The sequence below is a fragment of the bacterium genome (assembly GCA_026398675.1).
Classification (GTDB): Bacteria; RBG-13-66-14; RBG-13-66-14; order RBG-13-66-14; family RBG-13-66-14; genus RBG-13-66-14.
The window spans coordinates 1-6,817 of sequence record JAPLSK010000037.1 but is presented as its reverse complement, the minus strand read 5'-3'; the positions used below and the strand labels follow the sequence as shown (position 1 = coordinate 6,817).

Genomic DNA, 6,817 nt, shown 5'->3' with positions numbered 1-6,817 from the left:
ATGACCCGGCTGTCGTTGGCCACCAGCACGTCCCCCTCACGCAGCATCTTCGGCAGGTCGGGGAAGAGGAGGTGCTCCGGCGGGCGGTTACCCACCAGGACCATCAGGCGGGACCCGTCGCGCCGCTCGGCGGGGCGCTGGGCGATGCGCTCCCGGGGCAGCTCGTAGTCGTAATCGGCGGCGAAGATGGGCATAGTTACGGCTTCTTGACGAAAAAGGCGCCCGGGACACATTTATCGAGCCGGGCCACGCAGTCGTAGCCCGGGTGGACGGCGAAGCCGAGGGCGAGCTCGAGGGCGTGGTCGGCGGGCGATCAGGGTGATGGGCCGTATCCGGTGCAAGCGCTAAAGCTCCGCCAGCAGGCGGTCCACGTCGTCCTCGTCGTTGTAGAAATGGATGCCCGCCCGGACGTTCCCCTCGCGCGCCGAGACGATGACGTCCCTCTCGAGGAGCCTCTCGACCAGATTCACCGCATCCTCGACCCCGAAGCAGACGATTCCCGACCGGCGCCCCTCCACCAGCGGGGTGACGATGGGGTAACCCTTCTTCCGGAGCCCCTCGACTAGGTAATCGCATAGCGCGATTATCCACTCCTCGATGGCCGCCGGGCCGAGCTCTTTCAAATAGCGGCAGCTCTCCCCCAGGGCGGTTTGGGTGAGAACGGAGTTGCTGCCGGTCTCGACGCGCCGGGCGTCGCCGACGAGCTCGAACCGGTACGCCGTCAGGGCGTTCAGGTCGTTGAGCTCCGCCAGGCCGGCGATGGAGAGCCAGCCCACCCGGTCGGGGTGCAGCTTCTCCACCAGGGAGGGGCGGATATAGACGAAGCCGGAGCCCTGGGGGGCCAGGGTCCACTTCCCGCCGCCCGACACCAGGACGTCTATCCCCCCGAGGTCCACCCGGAGCGCGCCGACCCCCTGGATGGCGTCCACGACGAAATATATCCCCCGCTCGGCGCACAGTGCGCCCACGGCCGCGGTGTCAATCCTCACCCCGTCGGAGAAGCCGACCCAGGAGAGGGCGACGACCCGGGTCCGTCCGTCCACCGCCTCTCGCACCTGGTCCACGGTGACGCCGCCGGGCCGTCTTTCCAGAAAGCGGACCTCCACCCCGCGTCGGGTGAGGTTCAGCCAGGGGTAAACGTTGGACGGGAACTCCCCCTGGGCGCAGATGACGTTGTCGCCCGATTGGATGGGCAGCGAGCCGGCGGCCATCGCGATCCCCGAAGAGGTGTTGGGGACGAGGCCGATGGAGGTCGCCGGAGCCCCGATCAGCTCCGCGATGGAGCTCCGTGTGCGGCGGAAGTCCTCGATCATCCCGGGGAGCTGGTCCGGGTGGACGTAGAGCATCTCCTCGGTGATGCGCCCCATGACCGCGTGCGCCGGGGGCGACAGGGGCCCGCGTCCGGCGTGGTTCAGGTAGGCGAAGCGCCGGGTGATGGGGAATTTTCGCCTTTCGTCCTGGAATCTCGCCAGGGTGTCGTTCAAGGTCGCTCCCGGTGTCGTGTGGGATCGGGTTGGGTCCGACATGTTTCGGCTTTACCTTATGTTACGAAGCGACGGCTCCCCCGGTTGCACGCCGCGTGAATAGTTCGATGATTGACTTGGATTGAATTAATTAACCTCTTTATTATACCAAAAGGCACCCTGTACATGCCACGTTAAAGTCATCGGTGCCCGCGGCTGAACGGAATCGTCTCTCGTGCATCCGCCGGGCGACGGGGGGAGGGGAGACCTCCGTGGACCGGGGGCTTTGCCGGAATATGACGCAGTTGATTATTCGGCAAGAAAAAAGGGGCCGGACGGGCGCGGTCCCCGGATTTTAAGGCCGCTCTCGTCACTGCAGGTAACCGATGGCGCGGAGCCTTTCCAACTCGGTCTCGGAGAGATCCGGCGTGAGATCCGCCCCCGTCGGTTTCTCGCGGCCGTAGGTCGGGACGATGTGGGACAGGGGTCCCCTCTCCAGCGACGCCGCCAGGACCGGCTCCAGGGCCCCGGTAAGCGTCCGTCCGGGCATGTCCCCCGCGGGCGGAATCCCCAACAAGGCCAGGACGGTGGGGCAGACGTCGTACACGCTCGCCTCGGGACCCTTCTCGCCCTGCCTGACGCCCTCCCCGTAGAGAATCAGCACCCCGGTCGGGTCGTGCCAGTAAGACATGCGCCCAACGGCGCCGCCGCCGACGGGGACGTCCTCCGGCGGGTAGGCGCTGGCGAAGCCGTGATCGGAGAGGACTATCAGGATGTCGCCCGGTTGGAGCTTTTCCAGCACCGCGCCGACGAATCTATCCGCCCAGACGTAGAAATCCCGAATGAGGGTGCCCCACCCGTTCGCCTCCGCCTTTTCCAGGTACTCCGGGGTCCGGGGGGGGACGAGGGCCGGATCCCCGCTCAGGCGTTCCCACCAGAGGGCGTGTGCGGGCCACAGGAGGTGGCAGGCCACGTCGCCCGCCTCGAGGTAGCAGGACGCGACTCTCCAGTTCCGCGTGCCCATCAGGTACAACAGGGCGTTTGCGGTAAGCGCGTCCCGGGTGAGGTAGTGGACCAGAGGGGTGCCGCTCCCACGCTCCACCGTTTCCAGGCGCCCGGCGTCCGGGTAGTCGTCCTCGTCGATGTACGGGCGGGAGGCGACGGCCGGGTCCACCTCCGCCATGATTCCCTCGGGCCAGGTCCGCCGGGGAATTTTTGTGAAATCGGTGAGCGGCGTGTAAACCCGCGTGAAGCGCGGCTCCCAGGCGTAGCTGGTCAGCGTTACCCCGACCGGCATCTCCCGGGCCGGCCAGGTGGCGAACCAGTTGACCGTGATCGGGGGCAGCCCCTTGGCGGCGACTATCTCCCAGAAGGTGGGCGCCAGGCGGTCCCCGGCGGTGATCGGACGGCGGCCGCCGTCGTCCGTCGGGAGGGTGAAGTCCGTCAGCCCGTGCTCCGCGGGCGACAGCCCCGTGGCGATGGTGGTCCAGATTACGGGGGAGAAGTAGGGCGCCTCGGAGCGCAGGACGGATAAACATCCGCCGTCGAGGAGGCGGGAGAAGTTCGGCAGCCAGCCCTCGGCGGCGAAGTCGGCGAGCAGTTTGTCGTCCAGGGCGTCCACGCCCAGGATGACCAGCCGGCGTTCGGCGGGGGGTTCCGGGGCTCCGTCGAGAATCGCCGGGAAGGATATTCGGTGAATCGTCAGCCCCGGCACGGCGTCGGTCAGGGCTTTTCGGAGAATACCCTCGGCGGCGGCCCGGAACTCGCCGCGGCGGCCCCACCAGAGCTCACCGGTCGTGAAACCGCCCGCCGTGTCGCTTAATAATCGTCCGGCCAGCCCGCCAAGTCCAGATTCCGGGTCTCCATCCACGAGGCCGTAGAAACCGGGCGCGACGGCCGGGTCCAGGTCCAGCTCCGTCTCCAGCTCCAGGGTGAGCGGGCCGTCGGCGGCCTCGAGCTGCACCGGGCTGGAGAGGACGTTTTTCCCCAGCCGGTAGGGCGTGAGCTCCCCGAAAATGGGGAAGACCCAGACCGTCTCCCCGACGCCCACCGCCCGGTACTCCCCCGAGACGCCGCGGACGATGTAGCCGCATCCGGGCTCCGACGGCGCCTCGGTATAGCCGGTGAGCCAGACGGCCAAAGCGAGGGCGGCGACGGCGCCGCCCATAATCAACGCGGTTTTGACGCCTTTTCTCAAGGTCACTGTAGGTACCCCAGCGCGCGCAGGCGTTCCAGCTCCGCCTCGCCGACGACGTTGACGATGTCGTGGTCCACCTCGCGCTCCCGGGAGTCGTAGGTCTTCGGCTTTTCGGCCAGAGGGCCGGCCTTCATCCGGTCGAGGAACTCGGGCTCGAGGGCCTCCTCCACCACGCGCCCCGGCATGTCCTGCGCCGCCGGTATACCGAGGAGGGCCAGGACGGTGGGGAGGAAGTCGTAGATGGTTATCTCGCCCGTCACCCCCTGCTGGATGTGGCGGCCCCAGAGCCCGAAGATGCCGGTGGGGTCGTGCCAGTACAACCTCGTCAGCATCTGGTCGTCGCCGATGAGGATGGTCTTCGGCGGGTAGATGGTGTTGAAGCCGTGGTCGCTCACCACCACGATGACCGCCTCGTCGCCCCAGCGGTCCATGGCGATGCCCAGGAGCTTGTCCTCAAAACGGTACGCCTCGATGATGGTGTCGCCGGCTTTCTCGGCCAGCTCCCGACGTTGGGGCGGGATGGGCGGCAGGTCGCTCGGTTCGCCGGTCAGCTTCTCCCACCGGTAGGCGTGGGCCGGCCAGATGAGATGGCAGAGCACGTCCGGGAATTCCTGGTACACCGCCGCGATGTTCCAGTCCTCGTGGTCCATGAGCCAGAAGCAGGCGTTGGCGGCCAGGACGTCCCGCTCCAGGTAGTGCGGCAGGGGCGGCCCCCCTTTAAGCGGCGTCCCGTCGGTGGTGGCCGCCGGGATTTCCGGCAGGACCCAGGCCAGGGCGTAGTCATCCTCGGAGATGTAGGGCCGGTTGGCGATTGCCTCGTTCACCGTCGCCGTGATGCCCTCGGGCCAGTCCTTGCCGGGGAGCTCGTCGTAGTGGGGGATGCCGATGAAGCCCTTGCCGAACTTGGGTTCCCAGGCGTAGTTGGTCAGGTTGAAGCCCTTAATCTCCCCCGTGGGCCAGGAGTAGTACCAGTTGACGACGATGCTGGAGAGGTCGCGCCCGCCTAGAAATTCCCAGAAGGTCGAAACCTTGCGGTCCAGCGCCGAGAGAGGTTCCAGCTGGCCGGTCTTGGGGTTGGTCCGGGTGAAGGCGGTTATGCCGTGCTCGTCCGCCGGTTTGCCGGTGGCGAAGGTGGTCCAGATTTCCGGCGAGAAGTAGGGCGCTTCGGATTGCAGCGTCCCCAGGTAACCCTCGTCGCGCATCCGGGCGAAGTTGGGCAGCTCGCCCATGTCTATGAGCTTGTTGACCAGGGTGTCCTCCAGGGCGTCCATCCCCAGCACGACCACCTTCACCGGCTTGAAGAACCCGGCGTCCTCGGTCTGGTCGGCGGAGAAACGGGCCGTCGGGAGCGCGATGCGCCCCACCCGCAGGGCCGCGGGTGGTGTAGAGCTCCGCGGTCGTCCCGTCGAAGGTTCTCTCGCCGACGACCGAGTCCAGGATCTCCCGGATGAGCTCCCCGTCCCAGTCGGCGCCCCACGCGTCAACGACCTGTACCGCGCCGGCGGGGTCGAGGTCCAGCGCGAGGCGGACCTCCACCTCCAGCTTGCCGTCGGAGGTTTCGACCGGAACGAAACCGGAAAGCTCGTGCAGCCCGGCGGGAACCGGGACCAGCGAGTCCACCAGGGGGAGGAGCCAGACCGTCGAACCCGGCATGGGCGTCTCCGCCCCGGCGAGGCCCCTCAGGGCGACGTATATGTACGCCGGATCGGAGCCCACTTCGGTGTAGCCCAGAATCCAGACGAGCGCCGCCAGGACCACGACGGCGGAGACGGTGATAATCCAAGCGGTGCGGCCTTTTATCGCCGCCATAACCAACCTCTTTTTGCCAGGAGCATAGCTCGGTTCGCCGGGGGCATAGCTCGCTAAAGCTCGGTTCGCCGGAGCGTTACTTTGTTTCCGAACTATTTTAAAAACCATTATAAACGAATGTTCCGCGCGCCAACAACGCAAATGTGGACTCCCCAGGATATTCGCCGGGGCGTAGCTCGCTTCGCTCGGTTTGCCGGGGCATTACTCGGTTCGCCGGGGGCGTAGCTCGCTACGCTCGGTTCGCCGGAGGTGTTACGCCGTTTCGGGCTCGGACGGCAAAAAATTGAATCTTGACACGCCCACGTTCTTGGTGTAGCCTTTCGCTGATTTATGTACTCGATTGAGATACCCTCAAGCTCTTACTCCCCCACTCTTAAGAAGGAGGGGTTTAAAGTGCGTAACTTATTCTTTTGCGCGCTCATTGGGGCGTTGTTGCTCATTTCCTGCTCTCCCGAGGAACAGGAAACCACCTTCCCCATCGCCGAGTACATGGATCAGGCCTTCAGTGTGCTCGTCACCGATGACTCGTACGACAACTGGTGCGGCACACATCTGATCCTGGACTTCAACGGCGGCGAGAACGTTGCCAACGCCATCGTACCCGAGTACATCACCAATCTGCCGACCATTGACGGCGTGCTGTCGCCCGAGGAGGTCTGGCATCCAGACCTGGGCACGGTCACATGGCACACCTACACCCTGGAGCACAAGCAATACGCCAGCGGCTACGGCGATGACACGGAGGTTGCCCCGGACGGCAACACTTACAACGTGAACGCGCCGTCCTCGGGCGTGGTGGACGAGATCAACGTCGCGGCGTGCTACAACGTGGCCGCCGGCGTCGGCACGCTCTACATGGCCTTCCAGTGGACCGACCCCTACGGCTGCGACGATCACTACTACAAACGCTGGCGCTTCTACAGGGACATCGGCGGCGAGATGGATTTGATCAATTATATACGCCAGGTGTCGAACGGCTGGGATCCCATGGTCGCGGACGGCGTGGATCCGGCTTTCTGGGGCGACGAGCTCTACAACCACGGCTACTCCTCCGACACCCTGCTCCTGGTCTGGGACTGCTGGCAGGATCCCGACGGCCCGTACGATCCCGACGCCGGCACAGGCGAGCTGCCGCCCATCCCCTCGGTCTCCGGTTTCTGGGAGAACGGCTGGGACGCCAGCTGGCACCAGGACGGTAACGATTGGACCTGTAAGCTCACCGCCGACATGGGCAACGAGGGTCTCGCACCTCAACTGGACCTCTGGTGGTGGAAGTCCGCCCAGACCAACAACTGGTGGCCCAGCGAGGTGCAGGAGTACGGCTACGCCGACGACTACTGGCAGACCG

5 protein-coding genes are annotated in these 6,817 nt (G+C 65.9%); 1 reads left to right on the top strand and 4 read right to left on the bottom strand.

Annotated features, from left to right (window positions below):
• From NTW26_00505 to NTW26_00490, 4 genes are all read right to left on the bottom strand, one after another.
• On the bottom strand, window positions 1-194 hold a 194-nt coding region (locus tag NTW26_00505), incomplete at its 3' end, for an S-adenosylmethionine:tRNA ribosyltransferase-isomerase (protein MCX7020755.1).
• A gap of 150 nt (window positions 195-344) precedes the next feature.
• Window positions 345-1,484, bottom strand: coding sequence for an aminotransferase class V-fold PLP-dependent enzyme (locus tag NTW26_00500; protein MCX7020754.1), 1,140 nt, complete (start codon window positions 1,482-1,484; stop codon window positions 345-347).
• Window positions 1,485-1,833: 349 nt separating this feature from the next.
• Window positions 1,834-3,660 carry an alkaline phosphatase family protein gene (locus NTW26_00495; protein ID MCX7020753.1) on the bottom strand — a complete coding sequence of 609 codons (1,827 nt, stop codon included), beginning with the start codon at window positions 3,658-3,660 and terminating at the stop codon, window positions 1,834-1,836.
• Window positions 3,661-3,662: 2 nt separating this feature from the next.
• Window positions 3,663-5,024: an alkaline phosphatase family protein gene (locus NTW26_00490; protein ID MCX7020752.1), complete on the bottom strand. Its 1,362-nt coding sequence runs from the start codon at window positions 5,022-5,024 to the stop codon at window positions 3,663-3,665.
• A gap of 838 nt (window positions 5,025-5,862) precedes the next feature.
• Here NTW26_00490 and NTW26_00485 point away from each other — a divergent pair.
• The coding region (locus NTW26_00485) for a hypothetical protein (protein ID MCX7020751.1) at window positions 5,863-6,817 on the top strand (955 nt) is incomplete at its 3' end.